Below are 17,437 nucleotides of genomic sequence, written 5' to 3'. Positions count from 1 at the left end.
GGTCTCCTGCGAGCCGATCAGTCTCACGCAGCCTCGCCGCCGCTGGGAAGCGCCAATACCGCGGCATCGAACGAGCCCTTCGGCAGGGCGATCGGGCTCTCGAGCTCGAGCGCCTCGTCGCTCACCTCGACATTCAGCGCGGTTAGCGTGCTGCGCGCGTTCCGCAGCAGCAGGTCGAGCTTCTTCTGCGCCTTGCGGATCTCGTCGCTGATACCGTCGACGTTCTTGCGGATGTTCTCGCTGTGCTTCTCCATCTTCTCGAGGCGAGCCAGCTCGTCCTCGATGCGCTTCTCGATGTCGCGCAGGGCGCTGATGTCGCCTTCGTCGCCGACGGTCTTGGTGCGCGTGACGAGACCGACGCCGAGCAGCACTGCCGCGTGGAGGTAGGCATCCGTCAACGGGTCCTGGTCATCCCACACGACGAGCACGTTGTTGCCGTAACGGGCGAAGCGCGGGAACACGTCGCTCGCGTGCGACCGCGCCATCACGAAGACGCCCGCCGCCGCGTCGCGGTTCTTGCGGGCGGCATCGAGCTCGTCGAGCGCCTTCTGCACCGAGTAGCTCGCGTCGCGCTTGGCTTCGAAGACCACGCCCGCACCCGCGAACGCGCTTTCCTGGGTGAAGCGCACCACGGCGTCACCCTTCTTGCTGCGGCCCATGCCCGCGGTGGCACCGGTGGCGTTGAACACACACGGGCCCCCCTGCGTCGCGCTCCGCACGAAGGCGATCACCGCGTCTTCGAACACCAGCCCGCCGCGTGTGCTCTTCAGCTCCTGCGTGCGCTTGGTCTCGATGCGCACGAGCGCCTCGCGCACCTCCTTCTCGAACTGCACTTGCCGCTCCTCCTGGCGCTTCACCAGGGCGAGCTGCGAGGCCGACTGCTCTTGCAACAGCTTCGAGAGGCTCGCCTTCAGCATCGCCATCGGTGACGCCGGGTCTTCCGGGTTCACGGCCGACAAGACCGCGCGGCGCGAGCGCTCCGTCTCGCGCACGAGGCGGCTCAGGAGCGACTGCTCGTCGTTGGCGTCGAGCGCGGCGAGGGCCGCCGAGAGCTGCTTCTGGCGATCTTCGTCGGCACCCTTCAGTTCTTCGCGCAGGCTCTTGAGGAAGCGCGCCACGGCACCGTCCTCGGCAAGCGGATCGAGCGCGCGCACCAGCTCGGCGTGGCCCTCGCCCATGACGGTGCGGAGCTGCGCCTCGAGCACCTTCACCAGGCCGGTGCTGTCGGTGGGGGAGAGCTTCTTGAAGAGCGGACTGGTCTCGCCCACCTGCTTGGCCAGCGTCTCGGCGAGCACGCTGCCCTGCGGGCCGAGGAACTTCTGGAGCTGCCTCGCCAGGACTCCTTGATCGTCGACGAACGCCGAGAGGCGCTGCGTGACCTGGCCGTCCTTGGGGTCGAAGAAGCGCGTGAGCACCGCGCCGATCGTCTGCTGTTGCTGCTCGACGTAGACCTTGAGCTGCTTGTCGATGTCGCCGAGGAGCGCCGATCCGATGTCCTTCAGCTTCGACTCTTGGGCCGCTTGGTGAGCGTTGGAGAGAGCGCGCAGGCCGATGGCCCACGCGTCGTGCGCGAGCTGGTCGCGCGCGGGCTCATCGAGATCGCCGAACAGCGCGATGCTGTCGGGGCGGCGATCGCGGAGATCGAGGGTCACCTCCTCGGCGGCGAAGAGAACGGAGGCAGACAGGGGCTCGGTGCGATTCTTGTTCGTCATGATGCCGGGCCTCATTGCAGCCGCCGCGCCAATCGCCTGGACCCCGCTCCGGTCCTCCTGCTCCCGTCTTTTCGATAGTTTAAGGCGTTTGCGCCTGACAAGACCTCTTGTTGTACCGTAAGTGTTCTTGTATCCTCCGCTGGTGCGCAATGTGCTCGTCGCCTGGCTCGGCAAGACCGATCTGAGGGCGCCCACCGAGAGTGAGTCGGTGGGCCAGGGGCCGATCGCGCAGGCGCTCGCTAGCCTCGACTTCCACGAGGCCTTCCTCCTCTCCGACTACGACGACAAGCTCGTCCAGCCGTACCTCAAGTGGCTCAGGGGCCGCACGAAGACGCGCGTCGAGGTCCTACCGCACAAGCTCTCAGGTCCGACCAACTTCGGTGAGATCTACGAGGCCGCGGTACGCGGTGTGGAGCACGCCCTCGGCAAGGCGAAGGACGCGCAGCTCTCTTTTCACCTTTCGCCCGGCACGCCCGCGATGGCGGCGGTGTGGATCATCCTCGGCAAGACTCGCTTCCCCGCTGAGCTCATCGAGTCGTCGCGAGAGCACGGCGTCCGCACGGCCTCGGTGCCCTTCGACCTCTCGGCCGAGTTCCTGCCCGACCTTCTCCGAGAGCAGGACGAGCGCCTGAAGCACATCGCCACCGGCGCGCCGCCCGAGGCGCCCGAGTTCGCCGACATCATCCACAAGAGCCGCGTGATGAGTCGGCTCATCGAGCGGGCCCGCCGCGTCGCCGTCCGCAGCGTGCCGGTCCTCATCGAGGGCGAATCGGGCACCGGCAAGGAGCTGCTCGCCCGAGCCATCCACCGCGCCAGCCCCCGCCGCGACAGGACATTCATCGCGGTCAACTGCGGCGCCATTCCCCCCGAGCTGGTCGAGTCGGAGCTGTTCGGTCACAAGAAGGGCTCGTTCACGGGCGCGAGCGCGGACCGCAAGGGCCACTTCAAGGAGGCTGACGGCGGGACCCTCTTCCTCGACGAGCTGGGCGAGCTGCCTGGGCCCACGCAGGTGAAGCTGCTGCGCGCCATCCAAGAGGGCGAGATCGTGCCCCTTGGCGAGAGCAAGCCCGTGAAGGTCGACGTGCGTATCGTCGCCGCCACCAACCGCACGCTGACCGAGGAGATCGCCTCGGGTCGCTTCCGCGAAGACCTCTTCTACCGGCTCGCCGTGGCCGTCCTGAAGCTCCCGCCGCTCCGCGAGCGCCAGGGCGACGTGGGCATGCTCATCGACCACCTGCTCGTCCAGGTGAATCGCGAGGCCCAGAGCGAGCCCGGCTTCAGAGAGAAGAAGCTTTCCGTAGGCGCAAGGAATCTTCTTCTCTCGCACCCCTGGCCGGGCAACGTGCGCGAGCTGGGCAACACCCTGCGCCGCGCCGCGATCTGGAGCGATGGTGCCGCGATCTCATCGGAGGACGTGCGCGAAGCGCTGCTTCCAGTCGCCAAGAGCACGCGACCAGAGGTGCTCGGACGGCCCCTCGGCGGCGGCTTCAACCTGCGAGACTTGTTGAGAGAAGTCGCGCGCCACTACCTCGAGCGAGCGATGGACGAAGCGCAGGGCAACAAGACCAAGGCGACGGAGCTCGTGGGCCTGCCGAGCTACCAGACGTTGACGAACTGGCTGAAGACCTACGAGGTGCAGGGCTGATGGCACGTTCATTGAAATGGGGCCCGGCATGCTCAGCAACGCCGCGCGAGGAGAGGAGGTCCCGTTCATGAAGTCCGTGAACTTCGAGTTCCTCCGCGCGCGCCGCGCCGGGCTGGCCGATCTCGCGGGCTTCGCCGAGCGCTACGCCCACGAAGACCCTGCGAGCTCCCTCATCAAGCAGCGCAGCTTCGTGGAGCACGCGGTCGCGGCCATCTACGAGAGCTATCGCCTACGCCCGCCGTACTCCGACAACCTGAACGATCTGATGAACGAGACCGCCTTCCGGCAGGCGGTGCCGGAGGTCGTCCAGAACAAGCTCCACGCCGTGCGCAAGGCGGGCAACCACGCCGCGCACCCGCGACGCCCCATCACCAGCCAGCTCTCGCTCGAGTGCTTGGCGCAGCTCTTCGACATCGCGCGCTGGTTCTTCGTGCAGCTCGATGGCGGCAAGCTCGAGGCCACGCCGAAGTACACGCCGCCACCGCCCGAGCCGGCGAGCGCCGCCAAGACGAAGGACGCTCTCGAGAAGCTGCGTCTCGCTGAAGCCAAGTACGAGTCCGTCCTCAAGCGTCTCGACGAGGAGACCAAGAAGCGGCTCGAGGCCGAACGCGCCGCGACGGAAGCCACGCGCACTGCCGAGGAGAACGCGAGCGAGCTGACCAAGCTGCGTGATGCGGGCCAGAAGGTCGCCTCTGCCCTCGAGTTCAACGAAGCGACCACGCGCCGCCGCCTCATCGACCAGGCCCTGCTCGCCGCCGGATGGAACGTCGGCATCGATGGCAAGAACACCGAGCAGGTGAAGCAGGAGCTGAAGCTCGCGGGCCTCCCGACGCCGAGCGGCGATGGCTTCGCCGACTACGTGCTCTACGGCGACGACGGCAAGCCGCTCGGGGTCATCGAGGCGAAGAAGACCGCGAAGGATGCGCGCGCAGGAGGCGAGCAAGCGCGCCAGTACGCCGACGCGCTCGAGAAGGCGACCGGCGTGCGCCCCGTCGTGTTCTTCACCAACGGCATCGACGTCTTCCTGTGGGATGACGCGCAGGGATACCCGTACCGCAAGGTCTATGGCTTCTACTCGAAGGACAGCCTCGAGTACCTAGTCCACCAGCGCACTGGAAAGAAGGCGCTTGCCCACGCAGAGCCGAACCTCGCGATCGCCAACCGCATGTACCAGCTCGAAGCGGTCAAGCGCGTGTCCGAGCGCTTCGAGAGCAACTTCCGCAAGGCCCTCGTCGTACAAGCCACCGGCACGGGCAAGACGCGCGTCGCCATCTCCCTCTGCGACGTGCTGATGCGCGCGGGCTGGGTGAAGCGCATCCTCTTTCTCTGCGACCGCAAAGAGCTGCGCCGCCAGGCCGACCGCGTCTTCAAGGAGTTCATGCCCGGTGAGCCGCGCGTGATCGTCGATGCCTCGACGGCCAACGATCGCGACAAGCGCATCTACCTGGCGACGTACCCGGCCATGATGAAGGCGTACGAGGACTTCGACGTCGGCTTCTTCGACCTCATCATTGCCGACGAGTCGCACCGCAGCATCTACAAGAAGTTCCGCTCGCTCTTCCAGTACTTCGACGCATTGGAAGTCGGTCTCACCGCGACGCCGGTGAAGTTCATCGAGCGCAACACCTACGAGCTCTTCGCCTGCGAGAACGGCGATCCCACGTCGGCCTTCGACTTCCAGCAGGCGATCGAGTCCAAGCCGGCCTACCTCGTCCCGTTCCGGGTGATGCAGGTCAGCACCAAGTTCTCACGCGACGGCTTCCGCTACTCGCAGATGACCGCCGAGCAGCGCGCAGAGCTCGAGGACCAGGATCCACAAGCGCAGGCCGTCGATTACGACAGTGAAGACCTCGACAAGTACTTCTTCAACAAGGACACCACGCGCGCCATTTGGCGCTCGCTGATGGAGGGCGGCATCCGCGAGGCGACGGGGCAGCATGTCGGCAAGACCATCGTCTTCGCACGGAACCACCTGCACGCGGTGCATCTCGCCGAGGTCTTCAGCGAGCTCTACCCGCAGTACGGCTCGGCCTTCTGTCGCGTCATCGACAATCAGGAAGCAAAGGCGGACCAGCTCATCGACGACTTCAAGAACTCCGAGAACGAGCTGACCATCGCCATCTCGGTCGACATGCTGGACACCGGGATCGACGTGCCCGAAGTGGTGAACCTGGTCTTCGCCAAGCCGGTGAAGTCGTACGTGAAGTTCTGGCAGATGATCGGTCGCGGCACGCGCCTGCGCAAAGACCTCTTCGGACCCGGCAAGGACAAGACCGAGTTCCTCATCTTCGACCACTGGCAGAACTTCTGGTTCTTCGACGAGAAGTACAAAGAGGCGCAGCCCGCGCCGCAGAAGTCGCTGCTTCAGCACCTGTTCGAGGCGCGCGTGGAGCTGCTCTCGGTCGCCATCGACAAGATGGACGAGGCCGCGATCGGGATCGCAGAGCAGCAGGTCCTCGGCGACATCCGTGCGGTGCGAGACACGAACGCCATCGACGCCCGCGACAAGTGGAAGGAGCTGACGCAGCTCGCGGACGGCGATCGCGTCCACCACTTCGCCGCCGCCACCAAGGCCGATCTGCTGTCGATCGTCGCCCCTCTGCAGCATCTCCGGAGTATCCGAGGCGACGAAGACGCCTACCGTTTCGACCTGCTCATGACCCGCTTGCAGATCGAGCTGCTCAAGGGCGGCCCGAGCGGGCCCAAGGTGCAGGACCTGAAGGGCCGCGTCGAGGAGGCTGTGGAGCTGCTCGGCAAGAACCTCCAGCCGGTGAAGGCCAAGGCCGACTCCATCAAGCAGGTGCGCGACAAGGGCTTCTGGAGCGCCGTCGAGGTCCAGCACCTCGAAGGGCTGCGGAGCGAGCTGCGGTCGGTGATGAAGTACCAGCAGCTCCCCACGACGACGCGCGTGGCGCCGCAGGTCTTCGACGTAACCGACGATGGCCATGTCGCGCAGGCGTACATCCCGAAGCTCGAAGGGCTCGACCTCGTCGAGTACCGCACGCGCGTGGAGAAGGTGCTCAAGGAGCACTTCGCCAACAACCCGGTCTTGCTTCGCATCCGCGCCGGGCAGACGGTGCAGGAAGCCGAACTCGAAGACCTGGCGCGTCTCGTCCTTTCGGTCGACGACAAAGCCAACGTCACGCACCTCGCAGGGCACGACCCGGAGACCCGGCGGTCGCTGCTCTCGGTGTTCCGTGGGCTCGTGGGCCTCGAAGCCGAGGCCGTCGAGAAGGCCTTCACCGCCTTCGTCCACGAGCACCCCCGCCTGTCGTCGCAGCAGCTCCGCTTCCTGCAGGTGCTGCAGAACTACATCGCCCAGAACGGCGGCATCGAGCTCGAACGCCTGTACGAGCCGCCGTTCACCACCCTCCACGCCGAGAGCGTGGACGGCATCTTCAACGACAAGGCAGACGTCGATGAGCTGCTGGCCATCTTGAGCGTCTTCGAGCCGAAACGAGTGAGTGCATGAGTACCCTGACCACGCAGCAGAAGAGCGACATCGACAAGCTCTGGACCGAGTTCTGGACCGGCGGCATCACCAACCCGCTCACCGTCATCGAGCAGATCTCGTTCCTGATGTTCGCGCGGCTCCTCGACGTGATGGAGACCACCGGCGAGCGCAAGGCCGAGCGCACCAAGAAGGAGTTCCACGGTCGCTTCAAGGGCGCGACCGACCCGCGCCGCTGGAAGAACTTCAAGCAGAAGGACGCAGCCGAGATGTTGCGGGTGGTGCGTGACGAGGTGTTTCCGCACTTCCGCAAGCTGAACGGCGGGACGACGTTCGCCGAGTACATGCAGGACGCGCAGCTCATGATCCAGAAGCCGAGCCTCTTGGTCTCGGCGGTGAACATGATCGACAAGCTGCCCATCACCGACGGCGACGCGAAGGGCGACCTCTACGAGTACCTGCTCTCGAAGCTCACGACGGCGGGCATCAACGGCCAGTTCCGCACGCCCCGCCACATCATCCGCTTCATGGTGGAGCTCTTGGAGCCCAAGCCCACCGAGACCATCGGTGACCCGGCCTGCGGCACGGCGGGCTTCCTCGTCGAGACGATGCAGTACCTGCTCAAGGAGCACACCTCGCCGCAGGGCCGGCTCAAGGGCGAGAACGGCGAGGTCATCTACACCGGCGACAAGCTGGAGCCGTACCGCGCGCACATCCAGGGCGGCATGTTCCACGGCTTCGACTTCGACGCGACCATGCTCCGCATCGCGTCGATGAACCTGATGCTCCACGGCGTCGACAACCCTGACATCCACTACCAGGACACGCTGTCGAACAGCTTCCCCGAGAAGTTCGCCAAGCAGGCGATGGGCGGCTTCGACGTCATCCTCGCAAACCCTCCGTTCAAGGGCAGCCTCGACGAGGGCGATGTTCACCCGACGCTGACGCAGGCGGTGAAGACGAAGAAGACCGAGCTGCTCTTCGTGGCGCTCATTCTGCGAATGCTCAAGAAGGGCGGACGGAGCGCGACCATCGTGCCCGACGGAGTGCTGTTCGGATCGAGCAAGGCGCACACCGCGCTACGCGCCATGCTGGTGAAGGACAACCAGCTCGAGGCGGTCATCTCGCTGCCAAGCGGCGTGTTCAAGCCCTACGCGGGCGTGTCGACGGCCATCCTGGTGTTCAGCAAGGGGGGCAAGACCGACCATGTCTTCTTCTACGACGTCGGCGCCGACGGCTTCTCGCTCGACGACAAGCGCGACGTGGTGAGCGACAACGACCTGCCCGACGCGCTTGAGCGCTGGCGGAAGCGGAGCGCGAAGAAGGACACCGACAGGACGGCGAAGCACTTCATGGTGCCGGTGGCCGACATCGAGGCCAAGGACTTCGACCTCTCGATCAACCGCTACAAGGAAGCGAAGCACGAAGCGGTGACCTACGAGCCGCCGAAGAAGGTCATCGCCAAGCTGCGCAAGCTCGAAGCGGAGATCGCGAAGGACCTGAGCGAGCTGGAGGCGATGTTGTGACGACTTCGTCTTGGCCGGTACGTCCGCTCGCCGAGTGCGGTCGACTGCTTTCCGGTGGCACGCCCAGTAAGGCGAACGCGTCGTATTGGGAGGGTCGCATCCCCTGGTACAGCTCCAAGGAGCTGAAGGCATTCGAACTCAGTGACAGCGAGCTGCACGTGTCGTCGGAGGGAGCGACGAATGGCAGCAATCTTGTGCCTCCCGGCACTGTCCTTTTCGTCGTGAGAGGCATGAGCCTCGCGAACGAGTTCCGCGTCAGCCGCACCCTCGTCGAGGCGACGTTCAACCAGGATGTAAAAGCGCTGATCCCTGCGCCGGATCTCGACTCGCGCTATCTGACGCGGTGCCTCCGCTGGCTTCAGCCGCGAGTTCTCTCGAGCACCGAGGAGTCGTCTCATGGAACGAAGCGACTGCCCGGCCAGGTCTTTGAGAACCTACCCGTGCCCGTACCGCCGCTCCCCGAGCAGCGGCGCATCGCCGACATCCTCGACAAGGCCGACGCCATCCGCCGCAAGCGCAAGGAGGCCATCGCCCTCACCGAGGAGCTGCTGCGCTCGGCGTTCCTGGACATGGTGGGCCCTGCTGCGCGCGACTACTCGACGTGGCCGGTGAGGACGATCGAGAGTCTTGCTGCGGAGATTCCCAACGCGATGCGTACCGGCCCGTTCGGTAGCGACCTTCGTCACTCCGAGTTCGTCGATGATGGCATCGCAGTTCTGGGCATCGACAACGCGGTGCAGAACCGCTTCGCGTGGGGGGAGCGACGCTTCATCACGCAGGAGAAGTACGACGACCTTCGACGCTACACGGTGCGCCCTGGCGACGTGATCGTCACGATCATGGGCACCACTGGCAGATCGGCGGTTGTGCCTGATGACATTCCGACGGCGATCACGACGAAGCACCTCGCAACGATCACTCTCGATCGGAAGCAAGCCGAACCCGAGTTCGTATCCCAGGCACTCTTCAGGCATCCTGAGGTCCTTCAGCAGATTGCCGCTGCGAATCGTGGCGCGATCATGAGCGGGCTCAACCTCGGGCTCATCAAGGCACTGCGGATTCCGGTGCCTCCAATCGAACGCCAGCGAGAGTTCGCGAGGGTGACTCTTCGTGGACGAGCGGTGACGGCGAGGATGACGACGGATACAGAGACCGAGGACCTATTCAATACCCTCGTCGCCCGCGCCTTCTCAGGGAACCTCTCATGAGCTGGCAGGTCGGACAGCGCATCGTCGCGGACGCGACGGGGGCGGCCGTTCGCGGAAGGAGAATCGCGGGTGGCGCACAGCTTCACGTCGATGTTGCGTTCCGATTGGTCGAGTGGCCATGGAAGGAGAACGGCCCGATCTCCCTTGTGCCTCAGCCAAGCGAGGTCACGGCGCGCTTCGCTCGCGGCGAGCTGAACCTCGGCTTCGCATTACCGAACCCAACGAGTCTGGTCTCGCCCCCAAGCCACTCCTCGGCGGCTTCGGTTCACTTCACGCTGGCGCTGTCGACCCAGGCGCTCGTCGCGCTGGAGACTGCGCGCGATGGAGGCTCGATCGCGTTGTTCATGACGCTGGTCGCGCATCCGGTACGGCTTGCGCAACACCAAGGGTATGCACCCGGCATCGAGGTCGTGCCGACGGTCGAACAACGTGCGTTCGAGGTGCCGAAGGAACAGTGGCTCGCGGTACTCAAGAGCGTCGGGTACTGCGACTCCATCCTCACCGAGCTGCGGCTTCCGACGAACGGGCCCGAGGCCACCAGCGTGGGCCGACAGAGGGTCATGAACGCGGTCAACGCGCGCAACGACGGGCGCTACCGAAACACGGTGCAGGAGTGCCGCATCGCGCTCGACGCGCTCAAGACCGCTGGCTTCGGCGGTCGGGCATCCGACGAGGTCGCGCAGTTCCTCCAGAAGAACGCGCGCAATCTGTCCCAGGCCGAGCGCTTCTCGGTATTGCAGATCGCGATGCAGCTCTTCTTGTCGCCCGCGCATCACGATGGCGTGCCCGACGAGGAGTTCAGCCGCGAGGACGCAGACCTCGCCATCGCGATAACGGCAGCGATCCTGCGCCTCGCGCCCCGCTGGGGCGCTGACGCGGCTGCCACGAGCGCCACCAAGGAGAGCGCACCGTGACCACCTCGCGCGGCAACAAGGCAGCCGCCTCGGAGGCCACGATTGTGCAAGCCCCCCTTGCACAAAGTTCCCGCGCGTCCGCGAAGAACGTCTCCGCGGCGTCCAACGTCGCGCCGCCGAAGAACACAGGTGGAGGCGGCTTCGTCTTTGAGGACGACGTCTGCGCGTGGCTGCTCGCCGCCACGCTGGTGGGAGAGCCCGTCTTCGGCGTGGAACATGGTCCGCCGATTCGCCTCGACTTCCAAACGCGGCCCGATGGTTGGTTCCTGGACGACGTACTGGTGACGACAGCGACCGGTGCCACCCACCATCGGTTCGCGCTGTCCGTGAAGAGCAACGCGCAGTTCACCGCCATGTCTGCACCCTCCGACTTCGTTGCCGTCGCTTGGGAACAGTGGTTCCACATCGGCTCGAATGTGTTCGACGTCTCCCTCGACTTCATGGGGCTTGTCACCGCCCCGCTCTCTGGGGCTGCCGCAGGCTCCGTGTCGGGGTTGATCGAGAAGGCTCGCGCCAATGACCCGGCACTCTTCGCGTCGCGCCTTGCGACGCCAGGCTGGGCTAGCGCAGACGAGCGAGCGCTGTTCGAGACTTTCTCGTGCCCAGCGTCACTTGGCCGATCGACGACCAACGTCGACACCTCTCGCATTCTGCAACGCCTTCGCTTCGTCCAACATGACTTTGGAGCTGTCGCCTCGGAGTCACAGAACCGTGCGCTTGAGCTGTGCCGTCGGGCCGTACGAAGCCAGATCGCGGCTGACGCCAAGACGCTGTGGAGCATCCTTCGCGAAATTGCGGCCGAGCTGCGCCCGCAGGCCGGGAGTCTCACGCTTTTCGGCCTCGTCGACAGGCTACGCGCGCGCATCGCGCTGGCTGACTACCCGGACCACGCCGGGGACTGGGTGACGCTGGATGCGCGCTCGGCGCGCGAGGCTGGTCTGGTGCGTGACGCGATTGCCGACCGCATTCGCCTGCCTCGTGCTGAGCGTGTTGCTGAGATCATCCAGGCGATCTCCGAACACCCGCAGGTCGCGCTGCTTGGTTCGTCTGGCGTCGGGAAATCCGCGTTGGCCAAGGCCGTCTTCGAGCAACGAGTCCCGCATCGTGAGCGCACGCTATGGGTCGATGCCTCTTCGCTCGACCGCGCCGCGGACTTTGGGGCGTTTGAGTCGTCGCTCCAGCTTCGACATCCTCTCGCGGAACTACTCGGGAGCGAGACGAGCCGAGCGCCGGTCGTCATTCTCGATGGACTCGATCGACTCTACGCAGAGCAGTCGTTCCGAATGGTCGCGACCCTGCTTCGGTTGGCATGTGCCAGCTCGCAAGCGACGAAGTGGCGCGTCGTCGCGGTGTGCCAGTCGCAGGAGTGGCCGAGAGTGCTCGAAGGCCTGCAACGCGCGGGTGCGCCCGTAACCCCGTGGAGCATTCATGCGACATCGGCCCTTCGCATTGAGGACCTTCAGCCAGCGCGACAGGCCGTTCCGGCGCTAGCGCGCCTTCTCCTTCAGCCGCAAGTCGGGTCGCTCCTCACGAACCTCAAGCTCCTCGATCTGGTGGTTCGTCGCCTCGACGGCGGAACGAGCATTGATGCTTCTGGTTGGGTCGGCGAGTCGAGCGTCGCTGAGTGGTTCTGGAGCGCAGAGATCGATCGAGGCTCCGATCGTCTCGCTCGCGGGCAGTTTGCTCGCAGCCTCGCTCAGGCGCAGGCAGACCAACTCGTAGTCTCGGTCTCGGTTGACACCCTTGACGCGGGTTCTTTGCCTGCCGCTGCTTCGCTCACCGCCGATCAACTGCTCGTGCAGTTGCCTGACGATCGCCTCGCGTTCGCGCACGACCTCTATGGCGACTGGGCTCGCCTTCGAGTCCTCCTCAACCATCGAGCCGACCTCGCGGCGTTCTTGCAAACGCGACACGAATCGCCTCTCTGGCATCGAGCGATACGGCTCCTCGGCATTCACGTGCTCGAGCGTGCGAACGGTATCGCGGAGTGGAGGACGCTGATGGCCTCCTTCGGCGACGGCAATCTGGCGATCGTTCGAGACCTCCTTCTCGAAGCTCCGGCGTTCGCGATGAATGCTGGGCAGCTGCTCGAGAGCGTCTTCCCGGACCTCATCGCTGGAGACGGCGAGCTTCTGCGCCGACTTCTGACGCGCTTCCTTGCCTTCGCTACGGTTCCCGACGAGCGCATGCAGGAGATCGCTCGTGCCGTTGGCATGGATACCAACGAGGCTCGCGCGACCTTCCGCCGTCCCCATTGGCCCTATTGGCTCGATGTCCTGGCAGTCCTACACGCTCATCGCGGCGACGCTCTTGGTGGCGCCGCGCCCGAGATCGCCAGGATCGTCCAGATGTGGCTGGAGTTCGTTCCGACCGGGTCCGTTCGGAGACGCGAAGCTGCCGAACTTGCTGTCATGCTCGGCCAGCGCGCCGTTGATTCACGCCATGACTACAGAGAGCGTGACGAGCGTGGGCGGTTCTACAAGTGCGCGTTGATGGCAGCGCCCGAGCGGCCAGACGGTGTCGCGCTGATAGCGAGGACTGCTGCGGAGCGCATTCCACGGCCAGTCGAGCCTGCCGATGAGTCGCCACCTCCGCGATTGCGTCCACGGAGCATGTTCAGCACAGGAGTCATGCGAGGCCCGTGGCCTGACGGCCCACTGGCGCGCGTCGATGAGGCTTTTCAAGATGTAGTTCTCGACACTCCGGCCATTCACCATCTCTACCGAGTGCGCCCGGCGGTCGCTCGCGAAGTTGTCCTCGCAACGCTGATCAAGCCGCCTCGCGAGGAGTACTGGGGATCCGGTGGGCTGCACGAGCGAGAACTGGATCTCGTGAGCCGCCATAAGTGGCACCCAGCGCTCTACACGCAGGGCCCGTTCCTCGCGTGTCTTCGTGGCAACTTCGCAGAAGGCTTGGAGCTGATCATGCAGCTCGTCGACTTCGCCGCTGCACGCGCTGGCGAGCGCGCCGAGCGCGAGCGGCGGGAGTGGTGCGCGCGCGCCATCGCGGACGGGCACACCGAAGCAGAAGTCGATCAAGCAATGGCTGCCGCCCCGGTGCTGCGTCTGCTCCTGCACGACGGGGGATCGACCATTCTGACCTTCCAAGGTGATGCGACCGTCTACGGCTGGAGTTCAGGGCTCGGGAATCCCCCTGACGCGGTCGAAGCCTCGCTCATGGCGCTCGAGCAGTATTTCTATATGCGCCTCGACGCGGGCGATGACATCGCCGAAGAGGTCTCTGCTGTTCTCGCTCGCAGCAAGTCGGTAGCGCCGCTCGGGGTTCTCTGCGATCTCGGTAAGAGGCAACCGAGCCTTTTCGACGGGCCCCTGCGGGCCTTGCTGTCCGCTCCCGAACTGTACTCGTGGGAGATCAACAAGCTCGTGCACGGGCGCAACCACCTGATGATCGGTGCCTTCATGCGGGGGCAGGAGTTCATCAAGCTTGCGCAACAGTTCCACGGTCTTGAACACCGAAAGCGTGACCTCCGCTACGTGGCGACAGAGCGGCTCTTCACGAGCAAAGAGATGCAGACCTTCTTCTCGTCGACCCGAGACTGGTGGAAGAAGCGCGAGGCCGACGGGGACCAACTCGGCGAGATGGCCACACAACTCGACCTGTGGCTTGACCCTGCCAACTACGAGGTCCGCGAGGACCCGACACACGGCCACGTCATCGTGAACGTCGCTCTCGAGCGCGTGCAAGCCGAGAGAACCACCGAACAGCAAGAGATGAACGATCGGATGCTCGTCACGAGCTTTCCGATTCGCTGCAGAACGATCCTCGATGAACGACGCGTTCAGACCGACGCACAGCTACAGGACCTCTGGCAGACGTGGGCACGGATTCGGGAGCTTGCCGAGAATGGCCCTGCTCTTCCTGGTGGCGAGGAGCGTTTGGGGGACGAGTACGTCAATGCCATCACTGGCGGCGCGGCTGTATTTCTGTGGCACGACCAGTGGCCCTCCCAGGATGAGACTCGACGTACAGCGATTGAGGTCGCCCTTGAATCTCTCCTGGCGAGCGATCTCCCTGAACGCGAGGGGTTCCACTCCGAGCACGACGTGTCGACATGGACGTGGGACTGCTTCATCGCTGAGTCGGCCGCCATGCTGTGGGCACGCGCACCTCAGGACGTTCGGTGGCGTCGTCTCGTGGCCGATCTGGTGTTTACGGAGAAGTACGCAGCGGTCCGCCTGCTGTTCTCGCGATGTGCAGAGCGTCGCGCCTCGCTTGGGGACGACTTCGAGCGACTTCGCCGACTCGTGATCGGATGGGCCCACGTGCGGGTTCGCATCGATGCGTTACGCAGACTGCAGCACGCGGTCCCGCCGTTCGATGAGGCGACGCGCGAGCGCCTCGTCACTGAAATTGGAGCATGGGTAGAGCAGTCGATTTCTTCATTCGTCGAGGGCTCGTTCGGTGTTCTGGCCGAAGACTGGCGCAGGTTCGATGACGCGAGTCGCTTCGCTGAGCTCGACGAAATTCGCCGCAAGTGGGACGGATTCAGGCATCTGGACTTCCATCTGGTGCGCTGCAGCCACGAATGGATACCGCTGCCCGATGAAGCGCAGGACTCGGCGGAGCGGGCAAGGGTTGTCCAGTTCTGGCGAGTCGCCCTTGAGGTCGTCGCCGAGAGGCCACGCGCAGACCTGCGACGACGTGATCATCAGTACCCCCAAGAGGACGAAATATGGGTCCTCGAGCGAGTGGCTGCGGCGGTGCTTCAATTGCGACCGGCTGAAAACCCCGAGCAGTTCTGTGCGGCGGTCATCGAACTTCACAGCGACGCACATGATTGGCCGGAGAATTTCCTGACAGCTCTACACCGGCGCGCCCTCGCGCCCGAACGGACGCCAGCAAGCTACGCGCCGCTCCTCCGTGTGATGATGCAGCGCGCATTGGTTGCGGTCGACGGCGAGCTGCGCTGGCCATGGCATGAAGAGGTGTGGGACGCGCTCATCGGCATCGACTACTGGGTCAAAGACGTATGGGCAGAGCGGCATGCCAATCACGTCAGTTCCATCTGGGATGTGATCACCACCTGGATGGAGAAAGTACCGCTGGAAGGGCGCCGTCTAGGAAAGTTCGCGCGCTGGCTCGCAACGCCGCCTGCTGTGCACATTCGCCTGCGCACGCTCGAGTGGTTCCTGAAGGTGCTCCAGCTCGAGGAGAAGCAGTCGACGTACCGCGAGAAGGATGTTGACGACGATCTGGCGAAGCTCCTGAACATGGTCTGGGACCAAGACCAACACCGGCTGCGTGCGTCGAGTGAATCGTTCGTTGCGTTTCGTGGCCTCCTCGCATGGCTCGTCGAGCGCCAGAACCCTCTTGGACTGGAACTCCAAGGGCGCATTGGGGGGCTCGCATGACAACGTCGCGGTCGACCGACTACCTCACGGGCCTCGTGCGCGAACTGTGCAAGCTGCCGCGCGAGACCGAGTGGGTGGAGTTCAAGGAGAACAACGCCGAGCCGAAGCTCATCGGCGAATACCTCTCGGCGCTCGCCAACAGCGCTGGGCTCGAGGGCAAGGCGTTCGCCTACCTGCTGTGGGGCGTGCGCGACGGCGACCACGCCATCGTCGGAACGCGCTTCGACCCGCACGCGACCAAGGTCGGCAACGAGGAGCTGGAGAGCTGGCTCCTGCGGCTGCTCGAGCCGAAGCTGCACTTCCGCTTCTTCGTCGTCGAGGTCGATGGGCAGCGAGTGGTGTTGCTCGAGGTCGAGCGAGCTCAGCGACAGCCCACTCGCTTCGAGGGCGTCGAGTACGTCCGGGTCGGCAGCATCAAGAAGAAGCTCAAGGACGTGCCCGAGAAAGAGCGCGCGCTGTGGCGCGTCTTCGACCAGACGCCCTTCGAGATCGGCGTCGCGCGCGAAAACGCCACGAGTGACGAGGTGCTGTCGCTGCTCGACTATCCGAGCTACTTCGAGCTGACGGGCAGGCCGCTCCCGGACCACCGCACAGGCATTCTCGCGGCGCTCGAAGAAGACGCCCTCATCCGCAAGAGCGACGCCGGGAGCTGGAACATCACCAACCTTGGGGCGGTGCTATTCGCGAAGAAGCTGACCGACTTCGGTCCGCTCGGGCGCAAGGCCGTGCGGGTCATCGTCTACGAGGGCGGTGGCCGACTCAAGACGCTCAAGGAGCAGGTGGAGTCCAAGGGCTACGCGGCGGGCTTCGAGACGCTCATCGCATTCGTGAATGGGCTCGTGCCGTCGAACGAGGTCATCGGGCAGGCGCTGCGCAAGTCGGTGCCGATGTACCCTGAGTTGGCGGTGCGCGAGCTGGTCGCCAACGCGCTCATCCACCAGGACTTCTTCGTCACCGGTGCTGGGCCGATGGTGGAGCTGTTCGCCGACCGTCTCGAGGTGACGAACCCCGGGGAGCCGCTCGTCGCGGCCGACCGCTTCGTGGACGCGCCACCGCGCTCGCGCAACGAGGCGCTCGCCTCGCTCATGCGGCGCATGGGCATCTGCGAGGAGCGAGGCAGCGGCGTGGACAAGGTCGTCTCGCAGACCGAGTCATACCAGCTCCCTGCGCCGCTCTTCGAGGTGCCGGTCGGCTCGACGCGGGCGGTTCTCTTCGCGCACCGCCCTCTCTCGCGCATGGATGCCGAAGAGCGAACCCGCTCCTGCTATCTACACGCGTGTCTTCGCTACGTGAACCGCGAGTACCTGACGAACGCCTCGGTACGGGCGCGGTTCGGCCTCAACGAGGCGAACAGTGCTTCCGCTTCGCGGCTCATCAAGGAGACGGTCGCGGCAGGCCTCATCGCTCCCGTTGACGAGAACGCCGCGAAGAAGCTCATGAAGTACATCCCCTGGTGGGCGACAGCCGACGCCGCAGGCCCGAGCACCAGGAGGAAGCCGTGAGGCTGGCATTCCTTGCTGCGAGGTACCCGGCGCTGGGGCGGACGAGCCAGAATCCTTCGCGAAGTCGAGCCCTTACGTCATTTGCTGGGTATTTGCTGCGAGCCCTC

The 17,437-nt window shown here is 65.1% G+C and carries 8 protein-coding genes; 7 read left to right on the top strand and 1 reads right to left on the bottom strand.

Annotation, left to right across the window (positions count from 1 at the left end; all coding sequences use genetic code 11):
- Positions 1–23 precede the first annotated feature (23 nt).
- The gene (locus tag VZQ01_RS23855) at positions 24–1,712 is read right to left on the bottom strand and encodes a hypothetical protein (RefSeq protein ID WP_426744677.1); all 1,689 of its coding nucleotides are present in this window, start codon (positions 1,710–1,712) and stop codon (positions 24–26) included.
- 121 nt (positions 1,713–1,833) lie between these two features.
- On the opposite strand from VZQ01_RS23855, the gene VZQ01_RS23850 reads away from it, so the two are divergent.
- The 7 genes from VZQ01_RS23850 to VZQ01_RS23820 all read left to right on the top strand — a co-directional run bounded on the left by VZQ01_RS23850 (position 1,834) and on the right by VZQ01_RS23820 (position 17,330).
- Positions 1,834–3,357 carry a sigma-54 interaction domain-containing protein gene (locus tag VZQ01_RS23850; RefSeq protein ID WP_426744676.1) on the top strand — a complete coding sequence of 508 codons (1,524 nt, stop codon included), beginning with the start codon at positions 1,834–1,836 and terminating at the stop codon, positions 3,355–3,357.
- A 67-nt stretch (positions 3,358–3,424) separates the two neighbouring features.
- Positions 3,425–6,829: a DEAD/DEAH box helicase family protein gene (locus VZQ01_RS23845; protein ID WP_426744674.1), complete on the top strand. Its 3,405-nt coding sequence runs from the start codon at positions 3,425–3,427 to the stop codon at positions 6,827–6,829.
- Entirely contained in the window at positions 6,826–8,334 is a 1,509-nt protein-coding gene (locus VZQ01_RS23840; RefSeq protein WP_426744673.1) for a type I restriction-modification system subunit M, read from the top strand. Before VZQ01_RS23845 ends, VZQ01_RS23840 begins: the two co-directional genes overlap by 4 nt.
- Positions 8,331–9,542 (top strand): restriction endonuclease subunit S, encoded by a 1,212-nt coding sequence (locus VZQ01_RS23835; RefSeq protein WP_426744672.1) that lies wholly within the window; start codon positions 8,331–8,333, stop codon positions 9,540–9,542. Before VZQ01_RS23840 ends, VZQ01_RS23835 begins: the two co-directional genes overlap by 4 nt.
- Positions 9,539–10,456 carry a hypothetical protein gene (locus VZQ01_RS23830; RefSeq protein WP_426744670.1) on the top strand — a complete coding sequence of 306 codons (918 nt, stop codon included), beginning with the start codon at positions 9,539–9,541 and terminating at the stop codon, positions 10,454–10,456. Before VZQ01_RS23835 ends, VZQ01_RS23830 begins: the two co-directional genes overlap by 4 nt.
- Positions 10,453–15,828 (top strand): hypothetical protein, encoded by a 5,376-nt coding sequence (locus VZQ01_RS23825; RefSeq protein WP_426744669.1) that lies wholly within the window; start codon positions 10,453–10,455, stop codon positions 15,826–15,828. Before VZQ01_RS23830 ends, VZQ01_RS23825 begins: the two co-directional genes overlap by 4 nt.
- Positions 15,825–17,330 (top strand): ATP-binding protein, encoded by a 1,506-nt coding sequence (locus tag VZQ01_RS23820; RefSeq protein WP_426744668.1) that lies wholly within the window; start codon positions 15,825–15,827, stop codon positions 17,328–17,330. Before VZQ01_RS23825 ends, VZQ01_RS23820 begins: the two co-directional genes overlap by 4 nt.
- Positions 17,331–17,437 lie beyond the last annotated feature (107 nt).

Source organism: Myxococcus faecalis (genome assembly GCF_050039385.1).
Classification (GTDB): domain Bacteria; phylum Myxococcota; class Myxococcia; order Myxococcales; family Myxococcaceae; genus Myxococcus; species Myxococcus fulvus.
The sequence above is the reverse complement of the archived record's forward strand: the minus strand, read 5'-3'. Positions and strand labels throughout refer to the sequence as shown.

Bases quoted from the DNA above. Each gene is read 5' to 3' on its own strand.
- VZQ01_RS23855 (WP_426744677.1), bottom strand. From the start codon at position 1,712: ATGACGAACAAGAATCGCACCGAGCCCCTGTCTGCCTCCGTTCTCTTC.
- VZQ01_RS23845 (WP_426744674.1), top strand. From the start codon at position 3,425: ATGAAGTCCGTGAACTTCGAGTTCCTCCGCGCGCGCCGCGCCGGGCTG.
- VZQ01_RS23840 (WP_426744673.1), top strand. From the start codon at position 6,826: ATGAGTACCCTGACCACGCAGCAGAAGAGCGACATCGACAAGCTCTGG.
- VZQ01_RS23830 (WP_426744670.1), top strand. From the start codon at position 9,539: ATGAGCTGGCAGGTCGGACAGCGCATCGTCGCGGACGCGACGGGGGCG.
- VZQ01_RS23820 (WP_426744668.1), top strand. From the start codon at position 15,825: ATGACAACGTCGCGGTCGACCGACTACCTCACGGGCCTCGTGCGCGAA.